Raw genomic sequence first — 22,940 nt, 5'->3', positions numbered from 1 at the left:
GGTTGTACACACGCCCCTTCAGGGAGAAGGGGCGGGCAGGTTTACTGTTAACCTATCAATTTTAGTTTCAATCCACGCACTTTACGGGTGCGAACCGTTTTCAGACAACCTTTTTCTCAAACCTTAAAAAATCCGCCAGTCTTTTCGCTTTGCTGACTTCGTCATGCGGAATCAAGACATAACGCCACGCTTTGCCGCCATGTTGCAAAGCATAATCGGAAGCGTGTTGGCACCACTTCACGGCGGCTTCGGCTTTTGCCAGCACTTCCGGGCTGCTCAAATCATTGCGTGCTTTGGTTTCGGCAAGCCAAATGCCCTCTTCGGTTTCGACTACAAAATCAGGCACATATTCTTTTGAATCCAAGCCCGATTTCCAATAAATCAAAAATTGCCCTTGTGCGGGTTTAAACCATTTTTGTGCGTCGCTCTCCAAAATCACGGCAACGCGGCGTTCGGTGTCGGAATCAAATTTTTGAAACGGATACAGACATTTGGCAAATCCGCCGAACAGCATTTGTTTGATTTTGCCGACATCCTTTGGCGTTTGACGCACCGAATGCACAGGTTCGTCGGCGCTTACCGTGTAATTGCACGGTTTGAGTGTGCTGAATCCTTGACTGACACGGACTTCGTAAGCGGTGGCGGTCTCCTCAAAATGCGCCTGCATTTGGGCGTGAATTTCTTTGGCAATCAAACGACGGTCTTTATCCAATACTTCCAACGCTTCGCTTTCCGACAAATAACTATGCAAATATGCCACCATCTGCCCCGCCAAGTCGTAAAGCAGATCGGCTTGAGTAAGATAATCAATATCCTCAAAATCAATCAGTGCAAACACGATATAGTCTTCGGGGCGCTTTTCCTTCAAACCCAATTCGGCAGAAAGGCTGCTTTGTTCGTTGGTATGCAGATTATGAATGGTGATTTCGCGTGCGCCCGGTTGCAGGTGCAGGCTGCTTACGTCCAGTTTAAACGGGTGAAAACCGGCGCTGACTTCGCCGCTTGGCACAACGGTAATGCGCGGAATATCGATGGTCTGCGAAACCATGATTTCAGTTGTTTTGGCGACGATTTGTGCCATATCCACCTCATTATCCGTCAGCAGTTCACCTTGCACAGACAATAAGGTCGTCTGAACTTCCTTGATGATTTTTTGGCGGATTTCATCGCTCAATAACGCTTGGGAAGCCGGCGCTTCACTTGGACGGGCGGCGTATTTGGCGGCGGTTTCCATGACCGCGCGGGCAATGCGTTTTTCGTTTTCGGTTTGAAAGACAGGTTGATAATCCGCCGAAGCTTGGGTTTGCAACAGGCTCTCTTCCGGATTTTCAGACGACGTATTCACCAAACCCAACGAAGTTTCCATTTGGCTCACAACTTGCACGCTCACTTTCTTATCGTCCGCACTCGGCGCATCCAAAATCACTTGCTGCAACTTCAATACCGAATCGCCCTTATTGGCTTCGTCGATGATTTCCTGAAAACGGTCATGGGCGACGATATTGAGCCTATCGACTACTTCCACGCCCATACGTTTTCCATAAGGCAGGCGCAAACCGCGTCCGATGGATTGCTCGATCAGCGTTCTGGCATTGGCAGCGCGCAGCGGCACAATCGTATAAAGATTGGTAACGTCCCAACCTTCTTTGAGCATATTGACATGGATGACGATTTCCGTCGGCTCATCTACGCTTTCCACCGCCAAAAGCCGTTCAATCATTTCCTCTTCGTCTTTGCCCGATTTGCTCGAATCCACCTGAATCACTTTGCCTTTATAACGTCCGTTATAAAACGCGTCCGATTCCAGCAATGTCAAAAGCTGCGCCGCGTGCGTAGTGTCGCGGGCGATGACCAGCATAAAAGGTTTTACAACGGCGGCATTATTTTCCCGTGCATAAGTCAAAAGCTCCACTTTGGTGTTTTCATGCACGCGCACGCCGTCTTCTAGTTTGATTTTTTCAATTTCTTCGGGCGTATAGTTTTTCGCATCGAAATCGCGCTGCGTAACCGCCGCCGGCATTTTCACAAAACCGCCTGCCATCGCCCGCGCCAGCGGATAATCCACAATCACGTTTTTAAACGGAATCGGCTCTTTGGTGGATTCCACAAAAGGCGTGGCGGTCAATTCCAAGCCGAACAGCGGATTTAATTCATTAATCGCCCGCATCCCCGCCTGCGCCCGATAGCGGTGTGATTCGTCCATCAATAGCACCAAATCGGGCAGGTTAGATAAATAATTGAAATAACTGTCCCCCAACACTTCGCGCATCCGTTTGATTTTAGGCTCTTTACCGCCGCGCACTTCGGAATTGATTTTGGAAATGTTGAAGACGTTGATGGTAATCTCGCCGAAAAGATTATCCATCCCCATACTCAAATTTTGGCTTTCATAGTTATCACCGGTAATCAATTTCGGCGACGTAACCGCAAACTCGCTGATGCCTTTGAACACATATTTCGGCGTATTGGGCGTGAAATCTGCAATCAATTTATTGTAAATAGTCAAATTCGGCGCAAGGACAAAAAAATTGTTAATCCCATGTGCTAAATGCAGATAAGCAATAAACGCCCCCATCAGACGGGTTTTGCCCACGCCCGTTGCCAAGGCAAAACACAAAGATGGAAAATCGCGTTCAAAATCCTGCAAGGTCGGAAATTCGGCTTTTAAAGTATTTAACACTGCCGCCACATCGCGTTCTTTTTGTGCCATTTCCGGCGCAGCATCCAGTGCCTGTTTCAATCTTGCCAAGCTCTCCACTTGCGGTACGCGCAAAGACAAACGCCCGTTGATGTAGTTTTGAGTTCTAATGCTCATGGTTTTATCTCTTTTTCGTGCCAGTGATTAAGGATGACTTAATTACTGCTTTATTATTGAGTAGGCAGTTATTCGAAAATTTCGAGTAACTTCCTATTAGTGCAGCAGCCTGCTGCACCAATAAGGTTTCGGATTAGTGGGCTGAAGCCCACCCTACGCATTGTCCGTGCATTACGCGTCCTCCCCGTCAAACAATCCGCCCTGATTTTCCACCGCACTTTTGGCTTTTTTTGCCTTTGTTTTAGCGGCGGGTTTGTTTTCAGACGACCTTGGATTCTCTTCAGGCTCGTTTTCCGCCATCGGCAGGTTGGCGACGTTCAGGCTGTAATCGTCGTGTCCCCATTCGCAGCGAGCCAGAATCATTTTCGGGATTTTTTTTAAGGAAAGATTCGGGAAACGCTCTGCAGCTTTTTCCACTGTAATCCCGCGCCAAGCGGAGCAGCAAATCAGAAGGCTGCGGCTGGCGCCCACTTCTTCCGACAAGGCTTGAAGCTGTTCGGCGGTCAGGGTTTGCGTGGTTACATAGATAAAATCGTTTTCACTGGAATAGCCGTGTTTGCCTAAGCCCACTTCATCCGCCAAAATCACGCCCTTTGATAGGGGATTTTGGCAGGCAAACAAAGCTGCATCCACTTGGTGCGGATTCAAATCGACTTGGGCATCGACTAAGGTGCTTGCCAACGATTCAACGTTGCTCCTCTCGGCTTGACGAGTAAGCAGCCAGGCGTAATATTGGGTTTGATGAGGAGTAAGCTGGTGATGAAGCATGATCTTGGTTTTCTCCGAATATGTTTTTAAATCTGGTTGATGATATGCGCTTTGAAATGTAAAAGCAAATTTTTTCTAAAAATTATAAGTTGTCTAAAACACTAAACTCTCCCCCTTCAAAAACTCCGTATTCCCCCAACTCAAACCCGCCACATCGTCATACAAATCCATCCCGATCAACGCGTAGAACTGCTCTCCGAAAACAGCTTTGTTTATCGGTTCAATCCGTCCTACCTGATACAACACGCCAAGGGCTTTTTCGGGGATTTGGACGGTGTAGGGTTGGAGTTTGCGCAGCAGTCCGCCGATGTGGTCGGCGTGGTGCAGGCGGTCGATAAGGGTTTCATTGTCACTGCCGAACAGGATAGTCAATAGCTGCGTGGTTTTCTATTATTCCGAAACAGTAGGCAATAGTTTAATTTGATAAAAAACAGCACTAATTAAAGTAGCGAACGCTAAGGTTCATAACAGGAGAATTGACATAATAAGGATCATTTCCTAAACAAGACATGATAGTTTCCCTTAGGTTTTAATACCAAATATGTTCTTCGGATAAGCAGATGGCATTATTGTCATTCATTTTTCTGAATAATTTAATCGGCGGAATTTCATAGTCAATAGCAAAAATTATTTAATTTACTGAAATTATTAAATTTATTTATCTTCTTACTTGAAACATAAAAACACCTATTTTTTGGACCGCACTTTTCCCGCTGTAGGCGTGCCCATGAAAAATATTTACCGCCAAGAATTGACTTTTCCCTTCTCAACCCTTACCTTACACAAAGGTTTTAACCTGTTATTTTCTTTAATTAAAGGAGCTTTTATGCAATCTCGTATTATTGTTAGCACGCAGGAAGAATCGTTGCTGAGCACACATAAAGTGTTGCGTAACACTTATTTCCTACTGGCTTTAACGTTAGCATTTTCTGCTGTGGTGGCCTATGTTTCCATGGCGATGAATTTACCTAGACCGGGGTTAATTCTGATGCTTGTGGGTTTCTACGGTTTACTTTTCTTAACCAATGCGTTAGCAAACAGTGCGTTGGGGATTTTGTCCACGTTCGCGTTTACCGGCTTCTTGGGTTATACCGTCGGACCGATTTTAAATGCGTATGTGAGTGCAGGCTTGGGTGACGCCATCGTGTTGGCATTGGCGGGTACTGCAGCGACATTCTTTGCGTGTTCCGCATACGTATTGACCACGAAAAAAGACATGTCTTTCTTATCCGGCACCATTTTAGCCTTATTCGTGGTGTTGTTACTTGGCATGATCGCCAGTTTCTTCTTCCAATTCCCGGCACTTTATGTGGGCATCAGCGCGTTGTTCGTGATCTTCTCCACCATGGGAATTTTGTATGAAACCAGCAACATCATTCACGGCGGTGAAACCAACTATATCCGTGCCACAGTAAGTTTATTCGTATCAATCTATAACTTATTTATCAGCTTGTTAAACTTACTTTCATTCTTCTCTTCCAGAGATTAATTATTAATTTAATAGATAAATTCAGCGCCCCTTTTCCGGGGCGTTTTTTATATAATCAAATCCATATAAATGATGAGGTTTTAACGATGCTTGAAGTCAATAACAAACGCATTGAAACCGATGCATCGGGATATTTATTGAATATAAATGAATGGAATCCTGATGTTGCATTGGCAATTGCAAAGTTAGAAAACTTGGAATTAACAGATGCCCATTGGGAAATTATCCATTTTGTACGCAATTTCTATCAAGAATATAAAACCTCTCCCGCCATTCGTATGTTGGTCAAAGCCACAGCACAAAAACTGGGACAAGATAAAGGCAATAGCCGTTATTTGCAACGTTTATTTCCCGATGGTCCGGCAAAACAGACAGCTAAGCTGGCAGGCCTCCCCAAGCCGGCAAAATGTCTATAATTTTTTGAGAATCATTTGCATTTAAAAATAGAAAGAATATAATGCCCGTGCAACTTATGTTGTTATTTTATAATTAAAAAGCCAAGGAGAAAAAATATGCGTTTATTAGCCACATTAGTCAGCATACTTGTGTTAAGTTTAAGCAGTAGTCTAGCTTATGCGAAATTTAAAGTTGTCACTACGTTCACGATTATTCAGGATATGGCACAAAATGTCGCCGGTGATGCTGCAACCGTAGAATCCATCACCAAGCCCGGAGCAGAAATCCACGATTACGAGCCGACCCCGAAAGATATTGTCAAGGCACAATCTGCCGATTTAGTGTTATGGAATGGTTTGAACCTTGAGCGTTGGTTTGAAAAATTCTTCCAAAATGTAAAAGATAAACCGGCGGTTGTTGTAACCGAAGGCATTGAACCTATGTCAATTCATGAAGGCCCGTACACCGGCAACCCGAACCCGCATGCCTGGATGTCGCCTTCCAATGCGTTAATCTATGTTGAAAATATTAAAAATGCGTTGATCAAATACGATCCGCAAAATAAAGAAACATACGAAAAAAATGCCGCACTTTATATCAAGAAAATCAAAGAACTTGATCAACCGTTGCGTGAAAAATTAGCACAAGTGCCGGAAGCACAGCGTTGGTTGGTGACTAGTGAAGGCGCATTCAGTTATTTAGCACGTGATTACGGTTTTAAAGAGGCTTATTTGTGGCCGATTAACGCTGAGCAACAAGGCACGCCACAACAAGTACGCAAAGTAATTGAAACCGTCAAAGCTAACAATATTCCGGTCGTATTCAGTGAAAGTACCATCTCCCCGAAACCGGCAAAACAAGTAGCAAAAGAAACCGGTGCAAAATACGGTGGCGTACTTTATGTTGACTCTCTTTCCGGTGCCAAGGGTCCTGTGCCGACTTATATTGATTTGTTAAAAGTGACTGTTTCTACCATTGCTAAAGGATTTGAAAAATAATGTCATCAAATATTGCCTCTATTTGCGTTGAAGACGTAGTCGTTCGTTACAACAATGGTCATACCGCCATTCATGATGTTTCTTTTAAACTAGAAGGTGGTACGACCTGCGCTTTGGTCGGCGTAAACGGGAGCGGTAAGTCAACTCTGTTTAAAAGTCTGATGGGGTTAATTACACCGCAACGAGGTAGTATTTCTCTTTGCAATCTCACAATTAAACAAGCCTTAAAACAAAATTTAGTGTCTTATGTGCCACAATCGGAAGACGTGGACTGGCAATTTCCGGTCTCTGTTTACGATGTGGTGCTGATGGGGCGCTATGGTTACATGAACTTCCTGCGCCGTCCGAGTGAAACGGACAAGCAAAAGGTGCAGGAAGCCATGCAAAGGGTGAACATTGAACACCTTGCCCATCGCCAAATCGGCGAGCTTTCCGGTGGACAAAAAAAACGGGCATTTCTTGCCCGCGCGCTCGCACAACAAAGTAAGATTATTTTATTGGACGAACCTTTCACCGGCGTAGATGTGCAAACAGAGAACGCCATTATTGATTTATTAGGTCAGTTACGCAGTGAAGGGCATTTAATTCTGGTTTCCACACACAATTTAGGTTCCGTACCGGATTTTTGTGATCGCGTGGTGATGATTAACCGCACGGTAATTGCTGCAGGTTTGACCGAAACTACTTTTAACCAACACAACCTGGAATTGGTCTTTGGCGGTGTCTTGCGGCACATTAAACTCTTGGGCGAAGACTTGCATGATGACGAGGATCCACGCGCCGTTACAGTATTAACCGATGATGAACGGGCAGCGGTATTCTATGGTAAAACTAAAATCGATCCGCCGGCACCTACTGTCAGATATACCAAACCGAGGGAAGACGCATAATGTGGGACCTGTTATTAGAACCCTTCTCCTACGATTACATGGTGAAAGCCATTTTAATCAGCTCAGCGGTGGGCGGCATTTGTGCGTTTTTATCCGCTTATTTAATGCTGAAAGGCTGGTCACTGATTGGTGATGCCCTTTCCCATTCCGTCGTACCCGGCGTTGCCATTGCTTATGCCCTCTCCCTGCCCTACGCGCTTGGCGCATTTTTTTCCGGTATCCTCGCCGCCATCGCCATTCTTTGGATTAAATCCATTACCAAACTCCGTGAAGACGCAGTCATCGGCTTTATTTTTACCACGTTCTTTGCCCTTGGCCTACTAATTATTTCCCTTAACCCGACGTCGATTAACGTACAAGACATTATCTTAGGCAACATTCTGGGCATTGCCGATGAAGATATTCTGCAAGTCGGCATTATCATCGGCGTTTGTTTAGTGTTACTGCTGATCTTTTGGAAAGACCTTTTGCTGATTTTCTTTGATGAAGTGCACGCTACTTCCGTTGGCTTTTCACCGATTTACTACAAAATCCTATTTTTCACTTTGCTCAGTGCCTGCGTGGTCGCCGCGTTACAAACCGTCGGTGCCATTTTGGTTATCGCCATGGTTATCACTCCGGGTGCCACCGCTTACCTGCTCACCGATCGTTTTAAAACCTTGGTCCTTATTGCGGTAGTTTTAGGCATTTCCTCCAGTTCCGTAGGCGTTTATATAAGCTATTTCTTAGACGGCGCAACAGGCGGCGTTATTGTTTGTATTCAGACCGCACTTTTCTTGTTGGCATTCATTTTTTCACCGAAATACGGCTTGCTCCATCAACATAAACCCATCGCACAAGAAGAGGTGCAAAAATGAACGCCATTTATCTTTGGATTACCGAACCTTTCAGCTACCCTTTCATGCAAAACGCGTTAATTACCGCGCTGTTGGTGTCCGTTATTTGTGCAATGCTGTCCTGCTATTTAGTGTTAAAAGGCTGGTCGTTAATGGGAGATGCCATTTCACACGCCGTGTTACCGGGAATTGTGGTCGCATTCTGGTTGGGATTACCGTTAAGTATCGGTGCTTTTATCGCGGGCTTGGTTTGTTCTATTAGTGTAGGCTATTTAAAAGAAAACAGCCGAATTAAAGAAGATACCGCAATGGGTATTGTATTTTCAGGTATGTTTGCCTTAGGGATTGTGTTGTTTACCAAAATTGAAACAGAGCAACATTTAACCCATATTTTATTCGGTAATTTACTTGGTGTCAGTGATGCCGAGGTTTGGCAAACCTTCTTTATGACGGCGCTGATTTTTCTTGTCATCTTCCTCCGTCTAAAAGATTTCCTACTTTATTGTTTCGATCCCAACCAAACCAAAATTGTTGGTTTATCGCCGCGTCTGCTACATTACAGCTTATTGATTTTACTTGCCTTAACCATCATTAGCGCCATGCAGGTAGTAGGGGTTATTTTAGTGGTCGCCATGCTCATTTCACCAGGTATTACTGCCTTTATTTTAACCAAGCGATTTGATTATATGATCGCCATTGCCCTAATGACTTCAGTCAGCACCAGCATTTTAGGCACGATCATCAGCTATTATATCGACGGCGCGACCGGTCCTTGCATTATCTTGCTACAAGCGACCGAATTTTTGACCGCACTTATTTACAGCAAAATCCGCCTGCGTTTTAATGCAACACTTGAAACGTCGTAAATATTTTACTGCTGAGATAATCTTCTGCAAAAACCTGTTGCACCGTCGCCGTGCGCGGACCATGATGCAGCCAGTCGCTTAATGCCTGAATTTGCGCCTCAGAGCCGATGGCCACCACTTCCACGGGGCCATCGGCAAGGTTGCGTACAAAGCCCGTCACGCCGATTTTTGTCGCCTGCTGCCAAGTGAAATAACGGAAGCCGACACCCTGCACGCAACCATAAACCAAAAAACGTTTTTTCAGCATTTTCGTCTCCTAAAATTGAATAAAAACAAAAAACCAGCCATTAAATACAATTTTCTATTTTCATTTCCGCTAATTTGGAATAGCATACAGCCAACGCTTTATGCTATAAAATGTCACTTAATTTTACTCAAAACAGGAGCAAATATGAAATTTCGTTTAGCTGCATTAGCTACAGCACTTTTAGCCAGTACCGCCAGCTTTGCAGGTATGATCACCAGTTCATCCAACATCGATTTCCTCGCCATTGACGGTCAAAAAACTTCAAAATCCTTATTAAAGGAAGCCCACAGTTTCAATATTAATGACACCCAAAAGCACCAAGTGGTAGTGCGCGTATCCGAGATTATAAAAACCAGTTCAGACAGCGCCTTACTTGAAACCGATCCAATTGTCGTTACCTTTCAAGGTTCAACACAAGACATCGTCATTTCCGCCCCGAAATTATCCAACGAACGTGCTTTCAATGCCTTTAAAAAAGTCCCGGTGATCAGCGTAAAAACCGCTTCCGGCGCGAACATACAAACCCAACAAGAATACTTAAAACAAGAAGGTTTCTTCCCAAGCGTTAGCCTGATTAAAGATTTAGGTGAATACAACGCTTCCGGTGCAGTAGCAGCCGTGCCTGCCTTTGCAACCGCAACGGCTTCAACTGCCGCGCCGACCGCCGCCGTGGTAGCCGGTGGTGCGGCCACAGGTAAAGTGGCGAAAGGCAAAGTCACCTTACAAGGCGAGAATGTTGCCGAGCAAATGCTCCAATACTGGTATCAACAAGCCGACAAAGAAACGCAAACCCGTTTTATTAATTGGGTGGAAAAACAAAAATAAGATTAATTCCAGATAAATTTGAAAAGTGAGCCTTCCGCTCACTTTTTGTTTAAGGAGAGCTGATGCAAACCACTTATCGTGCGCTACCTAAAAATAAACATGTCGCCTTAGTGGCACATGATCACTGTAAACAGGATCTCATAAACTGGTGTAAAAACCACCGCACTTTATTGGCAAATCACACTTTGTACGGCACGGGCACGACCGGCAATCTGATTCATCGGGAAACAGGCTTGGCAGTAAATAGTCTGCTGAGCGGTCCGATGGGCGGCGATCAGCAACTGGGCGGATTGATCGCCGAAAACAAAATTGATTTAATGATTTTCTTCTGGGATCCGATGAATGCCGTACCCCATGATCCGGACGTCAAAGCCTTAATGCGTATTGCAACGGTGTGGAATATCCCGGTAGCCATGAATATCGCCAGCGCAGACTTTTTGGTCACCTCGCCGTTGTTTAATGAAACTGCCGATATTCGCATTCCCGATTACCAAGGCTATTTAACCGAGCGACTGAAATAATGAACGGAAATAATGCAACACTTGCTCTCGTTTTAAATATTCTGAATTTTGTTCTGGGTGGCTTCGCCGTCACCTTGGCATGGCTTTTTGCCACTGTGATGAGCGCCATTTTAATCGTCACTTTGCCATACACCCGCAGTTGTTGGGAAATCACCAAAATGACACTCGTGCCTTTCGGTAACGACATTATTCACGTTAAATATCTGGAACCGAAAAGTGCGGTGGAAAATTCCATCGGATCCGTGCTTAACATTGCCTGGTTCATTCTGTTCGGCTGGTGGCTTTGCCTCGGCAATGTGTTTTGCGGCATCTCCCAATGCCTGACCATCGTCGGTATTCCGACCGGCTTGGCGCATTTCAAAATCGCCGCCATCGCTTTATATCCGGTGGGGCAACGCGTGTTGCCGAAAGACACCGTCGCCTTAATCCGCCAACAATTCACCGAACAACAATATAAGCAGTTTTATAAATAAGGTTAAATATGAATCGCTGGTTTAACGCCAAAGTTATTGCGTCTATTCCGATTTTTATCGCCGTAAACCTCGCAGTGCTGGCAATTTGGTATTTTAATATCTCCGAACAAAGTATGCCTTTGGTGCTAGGCATTATCGCCGGCGGCTTAGTGGACTTGGATAACCGTTTAACCGGTCGTATTAAAAACGTATTTTACACCCTGCTCGCTTTCTCCGTTTCAACCCTGAGTGTGCAACTGAGCATTGGGCATAACCTGCAATTTATGCTGTTAATGACGCTCATGACCTTTGCTTTTACCATGATCGGCGCTTTGGGACAGCGTTACAGTACCATAGCCTTCGGCACCTTGGTGGTGGCGTTATACACCACGCTGGCCTATTTGCCCGATACCCTTTGGTATATCAACCCGCTGATGATCCTCTGCGGTACACTGCTTTATAGCGTCACCACCCTGTGCGTGCATCTATTTTTCCCCAATCGCCCGGTGCAGGAAAGCGTTGCCAAATCCTTTTTGGCATTAGCCAATTATCTGGATGCCAAATCCATGTTTTTCGATCCCGATGAAATCGATCAAATCGAAAATAAACACATTGCCATAGCGATGAAAAACAGCGAACTCACCAACGCTTTCAACGATTCCCGCACCGCACTTTTTTACCGTATTAGCGGGCAACATCGCCACAGCCGCACCACCAAAATGATTCGTTATTATTTTGCCGCACAGGACATTCACGAGCGTATCAGTTCCAGCCACTTTGATTATCAAAAACTAGCGGAACATTTAAAAAACACCGATTTAATTTTCCGCATTCAACGTTTATTGGAACTGCAAGCCCAAGCCTGCCGCAACATTGCTTTAAGTTTACAGCGTAATAAAACCTATCACTATGACACGCGGGTGGAAAAAGCCATTAACGGTTTGAACCAATCTTTTGAGTTTTACAGCACCGCTCACGGGGAAGAAAGCGAGACGCTACTCAATCTGCAAACCTTGTTGGACAATCTGAAAAGCGTGGATTATCAGCTACGCCACATTGATCAGGAAGCGGGCAATATGGAACAAACGGAACGGGCGCAAATTTACACGGAGCAAATCACCGGGTTAAAAAATATCCTGTTGGCGATTCGTAGTCATTGCAGTTTTGCATCCCAGCTCTTCCGCCATGCGGTGCGTCTGTCTATTGTGGTGTTTGTTTGTTGCGTGATCGGCGAATTTTTACCGTTGGATCGCGGTTATTGGGTTTTGCTCACCGCCGTGTTCGTCTGCCAGCCGAACTATACTGCCACCAAATTGCGCCTCAAACAACGGATTATCGGCACAATTCTCGGCGTAGTTATCGGTTCATTATTGCCATACACCAACCCGACACTGGAATTGCAACTGGGCTTAATTGTGCTGACCAGCACCCTGTTCTTCTTTTTCCGTACCAATAATTACAGTTTCTCCACCTTTTTTATTACCCTACAGGTGATTTTCAGTTTTGATGTCATGGGGTTTGATGTGGAACAGGCACTTTATTCACGGGTCATTGATACCCTCATCGGTGCCACGATTTCTTGGTTTGCGGTGTCTTATTTGTGGCCGGACTGGAAATATTTACAACTGGATAAAGTGAGCCGACAGGCAGTAAAAAGCGATGCACAATATTTGCTTTATGTGGTCAGCCAGCTGCAATTCGGCAAAGGGGATAATCTGAAATACCGTATCGTGCGCCGTTACGCCCACGAATATGCGACGGCACTAAGTGCCACTATTTCCAACATGAATCATGAACCGAAGAAATATCAGGCGCATTTGCAAACAGGATTTGAACTGTTAAAAATCAATTATTCGCTGCTCAGTTATATTTCAGCGCTCGGCGCGTACCGCAGCAAAATGAAAAAAATACAGCAAAGCGCGGTATTTTTAGCGGAATTTTATCCGGCGGCGAAAAAGATTATTTATATTTTGGAACATCTGGAAAAACTGCCACCGGATATTTTTGAAAAGCTGCACGAGAACATTGAATTACGTTTAAAACAGGTGCAAGCCAATCTAAGTACTAACGCCCAACCAGAACAAGTACAATTTAACATTCCGATTCAACAGTTAAGCATGATCAGCCAAATTCTGCCATCCCTTTACGGTGCATTTCAAAAAACTGTTTAAACGTCGATTAAAATCAAAATTGCCGCATCACCGCCCCACGCTTTCGGGGCTTGATGTAGCGCGCGCACTTTCGGATGCTGCACCAACCAGCGCGGGATTTGCCGTTTTAAGGTGTAAGTGCCGTAACCGGTCATAATACTTGCGCAGTAAATATGCTCTTTCTCACAGGCTTGAATCAACGCCGCCAATTCCAACTTCGCCTGCTCGCGGGTTAAGCCGTGCAAATCCAAAAAAATCTCCGGCGAAAAATCCCCGCGCCGCAATTGTTTAAGCAAATGGGAATCCTCATTTTCACGTAAATATTTGACCGCACTTTCATCGTTCAACAAGGGTTCGTATTCATCGGAAAAATAAAACAATGTGTCCTGCTGCTCGCGCGCCTCTTTGACCGCCATCTGACTTTTCTTCTTAGTAGCGCGCGGCGGCACGAATCTGTCCTGCTTTAACGGCTTGACGCCTTTCATTTCGGCACGGAACAGCGAAATCGCTTCATCATCTAACATTTCGTTTCCTCTCTCAAATATGGTATAACTACGCGCAATTCTAACATTGATAAGAGCAAATCATGAACCAAATTACCTTTAATCAGGAATTGATCGACGATATTTATTCCGCCAACGTGCAAGACGAACTGCACAGTATCAAAGACTTTCTGCGTTGGACTTACAGCACCTTTAATCGCGCCGAACTATTCTACGGACACGGCTATGACAACGCCTGGGACGAAGCGCACCAACTGGTACTTTCCTGCCTTCACCTGCCGCCCGATTTTCCCGCCGAATTATACGATGCCCGCTTAACCGCCGCAGAAAAATTGGAACTCATCCGTTTAGTAATGATTCGTCTTGAAAAACGCCTTCCCATTGCCTATTTAATTCACAGCGCCTGGTTTTGTGGATTGGAATTTTATGTGGACGAACGGGTCATCATCCCGCGCTCACCGATTAGCGCCTTGATTCAGGATAGTTTTGCCGCCATATTGCCAAAAGCACCACAACGGATTCTGGATATGTGCACCGGCAGCGGTTGCATTGCTATCGCCTGTGCCGAACAATTCCCTGACGCGGACATAGATGCTGTCGATCTTTCCCTTGATGCGCTGAACGTAGCGGAAATCAACATCGAACGCCACAATCTCAGCCACCGCGTATTTCCGATTCAATCGGATTTATTCTCGCAATTATTGGAAGAACAATATGACCTCATCGTCACCAACCCGCCTTATGTGGATTTAGACGATCGCTCAGATATGCCGGAAGAATTTCACTACGAACCGGAAATGGCACTCGGCTCAGGCGACGACGGCTTAACCATCACCAAACAAATCCTGCGCCAAGCAGCAAATTATCTCACCGACGACGGCGTATTGGTATGCGAAGTGGGCAACAGCATGGTGCATTTAATCGAACAATTCCCCGACATCCCGTTCAACTGGCTTGAACTCCAAAACGGCGGCGTCGGTGTTTTCGCCTTAACCAAAGCAGAACTCATCGCCCATCAGACCACCTTTACTTAAGTGGATTCATAAAAAAGTGTGGTCGGCTAAAAAAACGTTTTTTAAACTAACCGCACTTTTGTTTGTTAAGTATTTGGCTATAAATTCATCTTATCTAAGAATGTCATTTGCATTGTACGGGTTACTTATACTACGGAAGTAGCAAGTTCATGATTTTAGTCGGGAACATCAAAACAACGTCAACACCTGCTGCACAATATGATTCGCAGTGAGTTCGTATTCATTCATCAAGAATTCCAAGGATCCCACTTGTCCGTAACGCTCTTTAATGCCGATACGACGCATTGGCACCGGGCAATGTTCCACCAACACTTCCGCCACGGCGGAACCTAAGCCATTTTGGATGCTGTGATTTTCGCAGGTGACGATTCTGCCGGTGCGTTTGGCGCATTGGATCACGCACTCCCGATCAAGCGGTTTAAGGGTGAACATATCCACCACCGTGGCTTCAATGCCCAGTTCCGCCAGGCTATCCGCCGCTTTTAAGGCTTCCGCCACCATAATGCCATTGGCGATCAACGTAATATCTTTACCTTCACGCAGAACTTTTGCTTTGCCGATAGTGAAGGTTTCATTTTCATCGTAAATTTTGACCGCACTTTTGCGAATGGTGCGCACCCAATAAAAGCCTTTCAGCGCCACCAACTGCCGAACGAGATTTTTCATCATGGCGCCGTCGGTGATTTCCAACACCTTGGCATGAGCCAGCCCGCGCACAATGCCCATGTCTTCAAAAGACATGTGTGTGCCACCGTTATACACTGCCGTGACGCCAGCGTCGGAGGCGATAACTTTCACGTTCGCCTGTTGATAATCCACCGACATAAACAGCTGATCCAAACAGCGACGGCTGGCAAAAGCGGTGAACGAGTGGAAGAACGGAATCTGTCCGGCAATGGCTAAACCTGCCGCCATGCCCACCACATTGGCTTCCATAATACCGCAGTTAATCACCTGATTCGGCAGGTTTTTCTGCACTTTATCCATGGTCATGCAGCTCATTAAATCCGCATCCAGCTCAATCACTAACGGATTTTCCCGCATACATTCCTGCAAGGTGTCGGCGTAAATTTTGCGCATTTCCAGCGCATCACGTGCTAATTTAAGCGCCATATTCCGCCTCCAATTCGTCGATTGCCAACTGAATTTGCGTACGACTTTCGTCGTTCAGACGCAAATGGTGATTATTGGCGAGGTTTTCGATATAAGGCACGCCCTGCCCTTTTTTAGAATCCAAAATCACCGCCAACGGTCGGGTCGGCACAACGGAAAGAACCCAACACAAAGCGTCAATATCATCGCCTTTGACGGTTTCCACTGCGAAGCCGAAAGCGGCAAATTTGTCCTGCAAGCTGAACGGATTGATAATGTCCGTCAGGCAGCCGTCAAGTTGCAATTTGTTGTAATCCACGATGACGCAAAGGTTGGTTAAATTGCGATGCGCAATAAACTGAAACGCCTCCCAACATTGCCCTTCGTTCAGTTCGCCGTCGCCCACAATACAAAAAGTGCGATTCGGCTTGCCGCGTAATTGATGAGACAAGGCAATGCCTGTCGCGATAGAAATGCCCTGACCAAGCGAACCTGTAGTGGCATCCACACCAGGTGTTTTTAAACGATCGGGGTGGCTTGGCAAAAAAGTGCGGTCGGAATTTAAAGTAAAAAGTTGCTCGAGAGGAAAATAGCCTTTTAAGGCGAGGGTGGCATACAGGGCGGGACCTGCGTGCCCTTTGGATAGCACAAAATAATCGCGTTCCTGCCAATGCGGATCTTCAGGTTTGAGGCGCATTACCTTGCCGTATAACACGGCAAGGGTTTCTACGATGGAAAGGCTGCCACCGAAGTGACCAAAGCCCAAATGCACCAGTGATTTTAATGTGTTAAGACGAATTTTCTGAGCAAACTGTTGAAGTTTTGTAGTATCCATATCATTCACCTTATTTTTGCACAGCCGGTTTTTTCGCAACGTAGTTATAGCCCACCAGCAACACAAAGACGCTCACCACAGAGATTAAAATCATCTCTTTGGAGAAGTATTGCGCCATGTAGCCCAACAGGATACCCACTCCGCCGAAATCCGAATCGGAGAAGGTAGTATTGGCAAAACCGAGAGAACCCAAGACCGGTAATAAGAATACCGGCAAGAAGGTAATCAACACGCCGTGCGCAAATGCGCCTAAAATTGCGCCGCGACGACCACCGGTGGCATTACCGAACACACCTGCTGTGGCACCGCAGAAAAAGTGCGGTACAACGCCGGGCAGAATTAATACCCAGTTTAATTGATTGAGCAATGCCAAGCCAACGATGCCGCCCACGAAACTGGAAAGGAAACCGATCAACACCGCATTCGGCGCATACGGGAAGACAATCGGGCAATCCAGCGCTGGTTTGGCGTCCGGTACGAGCTTCTCGGAAATCCCGGTAAATGCCGGCACGATTTCCGCCAAAATCAAACGCACCCCTTGCAAGATGATGAACACGCCCGCTGCGAAGGTAATGGCTTGAATCGCCGCATACACCAAATAATGTTGTCCGTTACTGAAATGCGTCGTCACATATTCGCTACCGGAAGCAATAGCAAGAATGAAATAAATCGCCATCATGGTCAGCGAAATAGAAATGGAACTGTCACGCAGGAAGCTCAAGTTCTTCGGCAAATCCATTTCTTCCGTGGATTTGGACCCTTTGCCCACCGCCTGACCGATGGCGCCGGACAACACATAACCCAAGGTGCCGAAATGCCCGAAGCCCACATCGTTACTGCCGGTGATTTTCTTCATATAAAAATGCGCCAGCGCCGGGAAGAACGCCATAATCAAGCCTAAGGTCAAGGATCCGGCAACAATCAATTCCACGCCTTCCAAACCGGCAACGGTTAAAATCACCGCAATCATACACGCCATATAAAAGGTGTGGTGACCGGTTAAGAAAATGAATTTTAAGCGGGTAAAACGCGCCACCAAAATGTTCGCCACCATACCGAACGCCATAATCAGTGCAGTCGCCGTGCCGTATTTTTCCACCGCCATGGACACAATGGCTTCGTTATTCGGGATAATCCCCTGCACGTTAAAGCCATGTTCAAACATCCCGCCCAACGGCGTCAACGAACCCACCAACACGCCAGCACCGCCGCCCAGCACGATAAAGCCCAAAATGGTTTTAATCGTGCCTTTCACCACATCAGGGAAGGATTTCTTTTGCACCAACAAGCCGACCAACGCAATAAGACCGACCAAAATGGAAGGCACTTTTAAAATGTCTAAAATAAAGAAAAGTATAGAGTCCATCACTCTCCTCCTTTAACAACTCACTACCGATTAAAATACGCCGCCAATTTTTCTTCAAATTCACCGACACTCACGATATTTTTCACTACCACGATTTTCTCCGCCGGAATGGAACTGCTCTCGGCAATGTCGCTCGCCATAATGAACACGTCCGCATCATCCACCGTCACAGACGCCAAATCCGTATGATTTACCTCGGCCTCAATCCCCAATTTAGCAAGCGCCTTTTTGGCATTCATCTCCATCATAAAACTGCTCCCTAAACCGGAACCGCAAACAGCCATAATTTTCATAATTTTTCTCCTATTGGGGTTAATTGATTCAGCAACTGAGATGCAGTCTATGACGGAACACATATCTCATCAATGTATAAGTTTGAAAACTGTGATCAGGACGACATTTTGGGAAAGGCTTCCGAAGTTATGAGAATAGGAATTGCATCTGATGATTTAAGCGTCCACGTTTGGAACAGCACAAGCACAAATGTGGACCCGCCCCTACATGAAAACACTCTTAAAAATAACCACACACTGCTGGCGCGCGTCTCCTGACGCGTGTCCTAATGTCTGAAAATAAGCACGTGTCGGGAGACGCGCGCTATCATGGAGATATTAGTTAATGAAGGTGCAATTAAAATTTAAGACGTTTTCATAATATGTTGTAAATACGCGTTTCTTTCGAGTAATTCTGTTAATAAACCCTGATCAACAATTTTCCTATTATCAAAAATATAAATCCTATCTGAATCTTGAGAAACAGAATACATTTTTCTTCTAAGGAAATCCTCTGGATATGTATAAATACTTTTATTGTTAAGAAATATCTCACCATGATAATCAGCATAATAGTAAGAAAGTAATTTTGCTAATGTTGTTTTACCCGATCCACTTTTCCCCGTGAATGTAACAAAACTTCCTTTATCAATTTTTAAATTAATATTATCTAATGCCTTCTCTATTTTATTTGTATAGTTAAAAGATAAATCGGATATTGTTATAGAAGATAATATATCCTTTTCATTATATTTATCATTATCGAAAACTTGAGTATTCATCTTATTAACAAAGTCATCTAAAACCGATACAGATTGGGAAAGTTGACTATAGTTATTTGATAAGGACTCTATAGGTGCGGATAACATCATAATATATGAAGTTATCATGACAAAATGACCGATAGAATACCACCCATTAATAACGGAATAGAGAGAATATACAAAACATCCGCCTAACAAAAAAAGACTAAGAAACGTATTTAATAGAATCATCTTATTCGTACATTTAATATACGAAATTGCTACGTTTTTCTCTATACCAAGATAACCGGCATAGCGTTTAAAAAGAATATCAAAAGCATTATTATTCTTCGCTAACAATATATTTTCCACAGAATCTATTTGTATCTTATAGGTATCTCTTCCTGCATTCATTAAATCTTGTTTTATTTTTGTTAATTTTTTAGTAAAAAACTGCGTATTTATACTAAAAAGAATAATATATATCATGAATAAAAATAATACTGTAGCATCTCCACTCAATAAGATCACAGACATCGATATTATTAATTTTAAAATCGGATCAACAAATCCATTAATAAACAAATTAAACAATGAATGCATTTCATTATTTAATTGAACTGACTGTTGGGAAATCTATCCAGAGTTATTCTTTTCAAAAAATGTATTTCTTTGATGATATAAATAAAGAAAGAATGAATGTGAAAAACCAATTTCCTATCAATTTGCAAAAGCATAATCATTGCACCTGATAAAATAGGAAGGAGGCGTCCAGCAGATAATATAATCACATAAATTATTGATAGAAAAATAATATAATTTATATTACCAAGTAAATTTTCAGATGTTATCTGATTAATAATTGAAGCCAATATAACAGGAGAAATAGATACAACAATAGAGCTTAACGAACAAATAATGATTGTGATTAATAATAATTTTTTCTGTTTGCTATCAAAATTGCTCTTAATATAGTTAATTATATTAATCATTTTTTCTCCTCTGTTAGCAGACATTTCATAATTTATTTTGCAATTCGTTGAATTTATTTAATTACAGGCACGCGTCGGGAGACGCGCGCTATCATGGGGAAAAATAGATCAAAGTGCGGTCATTTTTAAAAATGTTTTTGAAATCCACCGCACTTTTTCACATTAACACGCAAAAACGTGGTTATTTCCCTTCCGCCAGATTTTTCTTTTCCTCTAATTCTTCCCAGCGCATAAATGCCGTTTCCAGTTCGGCTTCGGCGTCTGCCAGTGCGTTGAGTTTGGCGTCGGTGATGTCGTGAGGTTGCTGGAAGAAATTCGGGTCGCCGATTTCGGTTTGAAGTGCAGTGATTTTTTCTTCTAAATCTTCCAGCAATTGTGGCAACTGTTCCAATTCGCGTTGTTCTTTGTAGGAAAGTTTGACGGCCTTCGGCTTGTTGGAAACATTTTTATTTTTTGCGGCGTTCTGTTCGGCTTTTTGGGCGAAATAATTGGCTTGCTGCTGTTTGGCGTCGAAGAAGCCGCCGACGTATTTATTCAGTACGCCGTTGCCTTCGAAGATATAGCATTCGGTGGCGGTGTTATCAATAAATTGACGATCGTGGCTGACGATAAGCAAAGTGCCTTGATAATCCGTGAGGATCTCTTCCAACAATTCCAAGGTTTCTACGTCCAAGTCGTTGGTCGGTTCGTCCAAAATGAGCAAATTATTGGGTTTTAACAATAATTTCGCCAATAACAGGCGATTGCGTTCGCCGCCGGAAAGGGCTTTAACCGGCGTCATCGCACGTTTTGGCGGGAACAGGAAATCCTGCAAATAGCCTAATACATGGCGTTTTATGCCATTGACTTCCACATCTTGTTTGCCGTCGGCGACGTTATCCATCACCGATTTTTCCGGGTCGAGATCGACGCGATATTGATCGAAATAGGCGATTTCCAATTTTGTGCCGCAGCGAATAGAACCCTTTGTCGGCTGAATTTCGCCGAGCAACAATTTAATAAGGGTGGTTTTGCCGCAGCCGTTCGGACCGACAAGGGCGATTTTATCTCCGCGTAAAATGGTGGTGCTGAAATCCTTGAGAAGTTGCTTGCCGTCGATGTCGTAGCTAACATTTTCCATTTCAAATACGATTTTGCCGGAGCGGCTGGAAGTGTCTAATTGCAATTTTGCCGTGCCTAACACCTCCCGACGCTGGCGACGCTCTTCCCGCATGGCTTTTAAGGCGCGCACGCGTCCTTCATTACGGGTGCGGCGGGCTTTAATGCCTTGACGAATCCACACTTCTTCCTGCGCTAGACGTTTGTCGAATAATTCATTTTGTAAGGCTTCCACCCGCAGATTTTCTTCTTTGGTGGTGAGATATAAATCGTAGTTGCCGGGATAAGAAACCAATTTGCCGCGATCCAAATCCACAATGCGGGTTGCCATTTTGCGAATAAAAGAACGGTCGTGGGAAATGAAAACAATGCTTCCGCTGAATTCCATCAGGAAATTTTCCAGCCATTCGATAGCGTCTACGTCCAGGTGGTTGGTGGGTTCATCCAATAACAAGACATCAGGACTGCACACCAACGCGCGCGCCAAGGCGGCTTTGCGCAGCCAACCGCCGGATAAATCGGCGAGTTTGGTATTCGGGTTAAGTTCCAGTTTTGCCAGCACTTCATTAATTTTATTTTCAAATTGCCAACCGTTGGCGTGTTCTAATTTGGCTTGAATTTGTGCGAGCTGATTAAGCCCCTGTTCGCTGTAATTTTGTTCCAATTGCACGGAAATATGATGGTATTCCTTGAATAAATCAGCCAGATGCTCAATGCCTTCCGCCACATAATCAAACACATTGCCTTCCGCATGACGCGGCGGATCCTGCTCCAAACGGGACACCACCAAGTCTTTTTCATATTGCACTTTGCCGTCGTCCATCACCACATCGCCGGCAATAATTTTAAGCAAGGTGGATTTCCCCGCACCATTGCGCCCGACTAAACAAACGCGCTCGTTCGGTTCAATATGTAAATCCGCATGATCCAATAAAGGCGCGTCACTGAAAGAAAGATATCCGTTGGTTAAGCTGATGAGTGCCACAAAAACTCCATAAAAAACTCGTGAAAAATGAACCGCACTATTTTAGCCATTTTGCCGTTTAAAGCGAAAGAAATAAGGCATTAAATAATATTTCTTGCAAAAAACATTTCTAAATGTACACTTAAGGATACAAACCAAAGGAAAGTTTAATCATGTATATAATAGAAGAAACCGAGGAATTTTCAGGCTGGTTGGAAAATTTAACCGACGAGCTTGCAATTGTGAATATTGTCGCTCGAATTGAACGGGCAAAACTCGGTAATTTCGGCGATCATAAATCGGTGGGTAATGGCGTATATGAAATGCGAATTACAAAAGGGAAAGGGTACAGAGTCTACTATGCCAGAAAAGGCGATATTACCTATTTATTAATTCTTGGTGGCGATAAATCCAGCCAAGAACAAGATATTAAGAATGCAAAAGCACTCTGGCAACAGATTAAAAACGGAGAATAAAATGACAGTAACAACCCGAGAATTTGATGCAGCGCGTTATTTGAAAAATGAAAAAATGATGGCAATGTATCTTGAAACGGTTTTAGAAGAAGGCACAACGGCTGAATTTATACAAGCGCTGAATACGGTCGCAAGAGCAAAAGGCATGTCGGAACTGGCGGAAAAAACCGGCATCGGACGTGAAAGTTTGTACAAAACCCTATCAAGTGAAAAACCACGTTTTGACACGATTCTAAAAATTATTTCAGCATTGGGGCTTAGCCTTTCTATTAATGCTAAAGATGCAGTAGCCTGATAAAAAATAAGCCGTGA

At 44.4% G+C, this 22,940-nt stretch carries 25 protein-coding genes; 13 read left to right on the top strand and 12 right to left on the bottom strand.

Annotation, left to right across the window (positions count from 1 at the left end; genetic code table 11):
* Positions 1-100 precede the first annotated feature (100 nt).
* From DK423_RS00350 to DK423_RS00340, 3 genes are all read right to left on the bottom strand, one after another.
* Complete coding sequence (locus DK423_RS00350) at positions 101-2,815, bottom strand: DEAD/DEAH box helicase (protein WP_061886734.1); 2,715 nt, start codon at positions 2,813-2,815, stop codon at positions 101-103.
* Positions 2,816-2,986: 171 nt separating this feature from the next.
* Positions 2,987-3,583 (bottom strand): type III DNA modification methylase, encoded by a 597-nt coding sequence (locus DK423_RS11555; protein WP_325048005.1) that lies wholly within the window; start codon positions 3,581-3,583, stop codon positions 2,987-2,989.
* Positions 3,584-3,676: 93 nt separating this feature from the next.
* Complete coding sequence (locus DK423_RS00340) at positions 3,677-3,955, bottom strand: hypothetical protein (protein ID WP_005556469.1); 279 nt, start codon at positions 3,953-3,955, stop codon at positions 3,677-3,679.
* Positions 3,956-4,409: 454 nt separating this feature from the next.
* Between DK423_RS00340 and DK423_RS00335 the strand changes: the two genes are divergently transcribed.
* From DK423_RS00335 to afeD, 6 genes are all read left to right on the top strand, one after another.
* Positions 4,410-5,072: a Bax inhibitor-1 family protein gene (locus tag DK423_RS00335; RefSeq protein ID WP_032996613.1), complete on the top strand. Its 663-nt coding sequence runs from the start codon at positions 4,410-4,412 to the stop codon at positions 5,070-5,072.
* 86 nt (positions 5,073-5,158) lie between these two features.
* Complete coding sequence (locus tag DK423_RS00330; protein ID WP_005556465.1) at positions 5,159-5,488, top strand: TusE/DsrC/DsvC family sulfur relay protein; 330 nt, start codon at positions 5,159-5,161, stop codon at positions 5,486-5,488.
* A 96-nt stretch (positions 5,489-5,584) separates the two neighbouring features.
* Positions 5,585-6,466, top strand: coding sequence for an iron ABC transporter substrate-binding protein AfeA (afeA, locus tag DK423_RS00325; RefSeq protein WP_005556463.1), 882 nt, complete (start codon positions 5,585-5,587; stop codon positions 6,464-6,466).
* Positions 6,466-7,356: an ironABC transporter ATP-binding protein AfeB gene (gene afeB / locus DK423_RS00320; RefSeq protein ID WP_005556461.1), complete on the top strand. Its 891-nt coding sequence runs from the start codon at positions 6,466-6,468 to the stop codon at positions 7,354-7,356. Before afeA ends, afeB begins: the two co-directional genes overlap by 1 nt.
* On the top strand, positions 7,356-8,213 hold the full coding sequence (gene afeC / locus DK423_RS00315) for an iron ABC transporter permease subunit AfeC (protein WP_005540332.1): 858 nt from the start codon (positions 7,356-7,358) through the stop codon (positions 8,211-8,213). The genes afeB and afeC overlap by 1 nt, the downstream gene beginning before the upstream one ends.
* Entirely contained in the window at positions 8,210-9,058 is an 849-nt protein-coding gene (gene afeD / locus DK423_RS00310) for an iron ABC transporter permease subunit AfeD (protein ID WP_005556460.1), read from the top strand. Before afeC ends, afeD begins: the two co-directional genes overlap by 4 nt.
* Here afeD and DK423_RS00305 read toward each other — a convergent pair.
* Entirely contained in the window at positions 9,033-9,305 is a 273-nt protein-coding gene (locus DK423_RS00305) for an acylphosphatase (RefSeq protein ID WP_005556459.1), read from the bottom strand. The genes afeD and DK423_RS00305 overlap by 26 nt on opposite strands.
* A gap of 144 nt (positions 9,306-9,449) precedes the next feature.
* Here DK423_RS00305 and DK423_RS00300 point away from each other — a divergent pair, with 144 nt between their 5' ends.
* The 4 genes from DK423_RS00300 to yccS all read left to right on the top strand — a co-directional run bounded on the left by DK423_RS00300 (position 9,450) and on the right by yccS (position 13,274).
* Positions 9,450-10,130: a curli polymerization inhibitor CsgI-related protein gene (locus tag DK423_RS00300; RefSeq protein ID WP_005556458.1), complete on the top strand. Its 681-nt coding sequence runs from the start codon at positions 9,450-9,452 to the stop codon at positions 10,128-10,130.
* Between the two features lie 62 nt (positions 10,131-10,192).
* A complete protein-coding gene (mgsA, locus tag DK423_RS00295; RefSeq protein WP_005556457.1) occupies positions 10,193-10,651 on the top strand; it encodes a methylglyoxal synthase in 459 nt (152 codons plus the stop codon).
* Positions 10,651-11,124 (top strand): YccF domain-containing protein, encoded by a 474-nt coding sequence (locus DK423_RS00290; protein WP_005556456.1) that lies wholly within the window; start codon positions 10,651-10,653, stop codon positions 11,122-11,124. The genes mgsA and DK423_RS00290 overlap by 1 nt, the downstream gene beginning before the upstream one ends.
* An 8-nt stretch (positions 11,125-11,132) precedes the next feature.
* Entirely contained in the window at positions 11,133-13,274 is a 2,142-nt protein-coding gene (yccS, locus tag DK423_RS00285; RefSeq protein ID WP_061885894.1) for a YccS family putative transporter, read from the top strand.
* On the opposite strand, the gene smrB is transcribed toward yccS, so the two are convergent.
* Entirely contained in the window at positions 13,271-13,777 is a 507-nt protein-coding gene (gene smrB / locus DK423_RS00280) for an endonuclease SmrB (RefSeq protein ID WP_005556454.1), read from the bottom strand. The genes yccS and smrB overlap by 4 nt on opposite strands.
* Before the next feature lie 62 nt (positions 13,778-13,839).
* On the opposite strand from smrB, the gene prmB reads away from it, so the two are divergent.
* A complete protein-coding gene (gene prmB, locus DK423_RS00275) occupies positions 13,840-14,790 on the top strand; it encodes a 50S ribosomal protein L3 N(5)-glutamine methyltransferase (RefSeq protein ID WP_005556453.1) in 951 nt (316 codons plus the stop codon).
* Between the two features lie 168 nt (positions 14,791-14,958).
* Here prmB and DK423_RS00270 read toward each other — a convergent pair whose 3' ends face one another.
* From DK423_RS00270 to DK423_RS00240, 7 genes are all read right to left on the bottom strand, one after another.
* Complete coding sequence (locus tag DK423_RS00270) at positions 14,959-15,903, bottom strand: transketolase family protein (RefSeq protein ID WP_005556452.1); 945 nt, start codon at positions 15,901-15,903, stop codon at positions 14,959-14,961.
* On the bottom strand, positions 15,893-16,717 hold the full coding sequence (locus tag DK423_RS00265; RefSeq protein ID WP_005556451.1) for a transketolase: 825 nt from the start codon (positions 16,715-16,717) through the stop codon (positions 15,893-15,895). The genes DK423_RS00270 and DK423_RS00265 overlap by 11 nt, the downstream gene beginning before the upstream one ends.
* A 10-nt stretch (positions 16,718-16,727) precedes the next feature.
* Entirely contained in the window at positions 16,728-18,083 is a 1,356-nt protein-coding gene (locus DK423_RS00260) for a PTS ascorbate transporter subunit IIC (protein ID WP_005556450.1), read from the bottom strand.
* A gap of 23 nt (positions 18,084-18,106) precedes the next feature.
* Positions 18,107-18,376 carry a PTS sugar transporter subunit IIB gene (locus tag DK423_RS00255; protein WP_005556448.1) on the bottom strand — a complete coding sequence of 90 codons (270 nt, stop codon included), beginning with the start codon at positions 18,374-18,376 and terminating at the stop codon, positions 18,107-18,109.
* A 344-nt stretch (positions 18,377-18,720) separates the two neighbouring features.
* On the bottom strand, positions 18,721-19,701 hold the full coding sequence (locus tag DK423_RS00250; protein WP_109043838.1) for an ABC transporter transmembrane domain-containing protein: 981 nt from the start codon (positions 19,699-19,701) through the stop codon (positions 18,721-18,723).
* Between the two features lie 8 nt (positions 19,702-19,709).
* Positions 19,710-20,090 carry a 6TM ABC transporter family protein gene (locus DK423_RS00245; RefSeq protein WP_032996573.1) on the bottom strand — a complete coding sequence of 127 codons (381 nt, stop codon included), beginning with the start codon at positions 20,088-20,090 and terminating at the stop codon, positions 19,710-19,712.
* A 181-nt stretch (positions 20,091-20,271) separates the two neighbouring features.
* The gene (locus tag DK423_RS00240; protein ID WP_005556442.1) at positions 20,272-22,173 is read right to left on the bottom strand and encodes an ABC transporter ATP-binding protein; all 1,902 of its coding nucleotides are present in this window, start codon (positions 22,171-22,173) and stop codon (positions 20,272-20,274) included.
* Between the two features lie 152 nt (positions 22,174-22,325).
* On the opposite strand from DK423_RS00240, the gene DK423_RS00235 reads away from it, so the two are divergent.
* Both DK423_RS00235 and DK423_RS00230 read left to right on the top strand, forming a co-directional pair.
* The gene (locus DK423_RS00235) at positions 22,326-22,628 is read left to right on the top strand and encodes a type II toxin-antitoxin system RelE/ParE family toxin (protein ID WP_005556440.1); all 303 of its coding nucleotides are present in this window, start codon (positions 22,326-22,328) and stop codon (positions 22,626-22,628) included.
* A 1-nt stretch (position 22,629) separates the two neighbouring features.
* Positions 22,630-22,923, top strand: a complete 294-nt coding sequence (locus tag DK423_RS00230; protein WP_005556438.1) for an addiction module antidote protein — start codon at positions 22,630-22,632, stop codon at positions 22,921-22,923.
* Positions 22,924-22,940: the final 17 nt, after the last annotated feature.

Source organism: Aggregatibacter actinomycetemcomitans (assembly GCF_003130205.1).
GTDB lineage: Bacteria > Pseudomonadota > Gammaproteobacteria > Enterobacterales > Pasteurellaceae > Aggregatibacter > Aggregatibacter actinomycetemcomitans_A.
The sequence above is the reverse complement of the archived record's forward strand: the minus strand, read 5'-3'. Positions and strand labels throughout refer to the sequence as shown.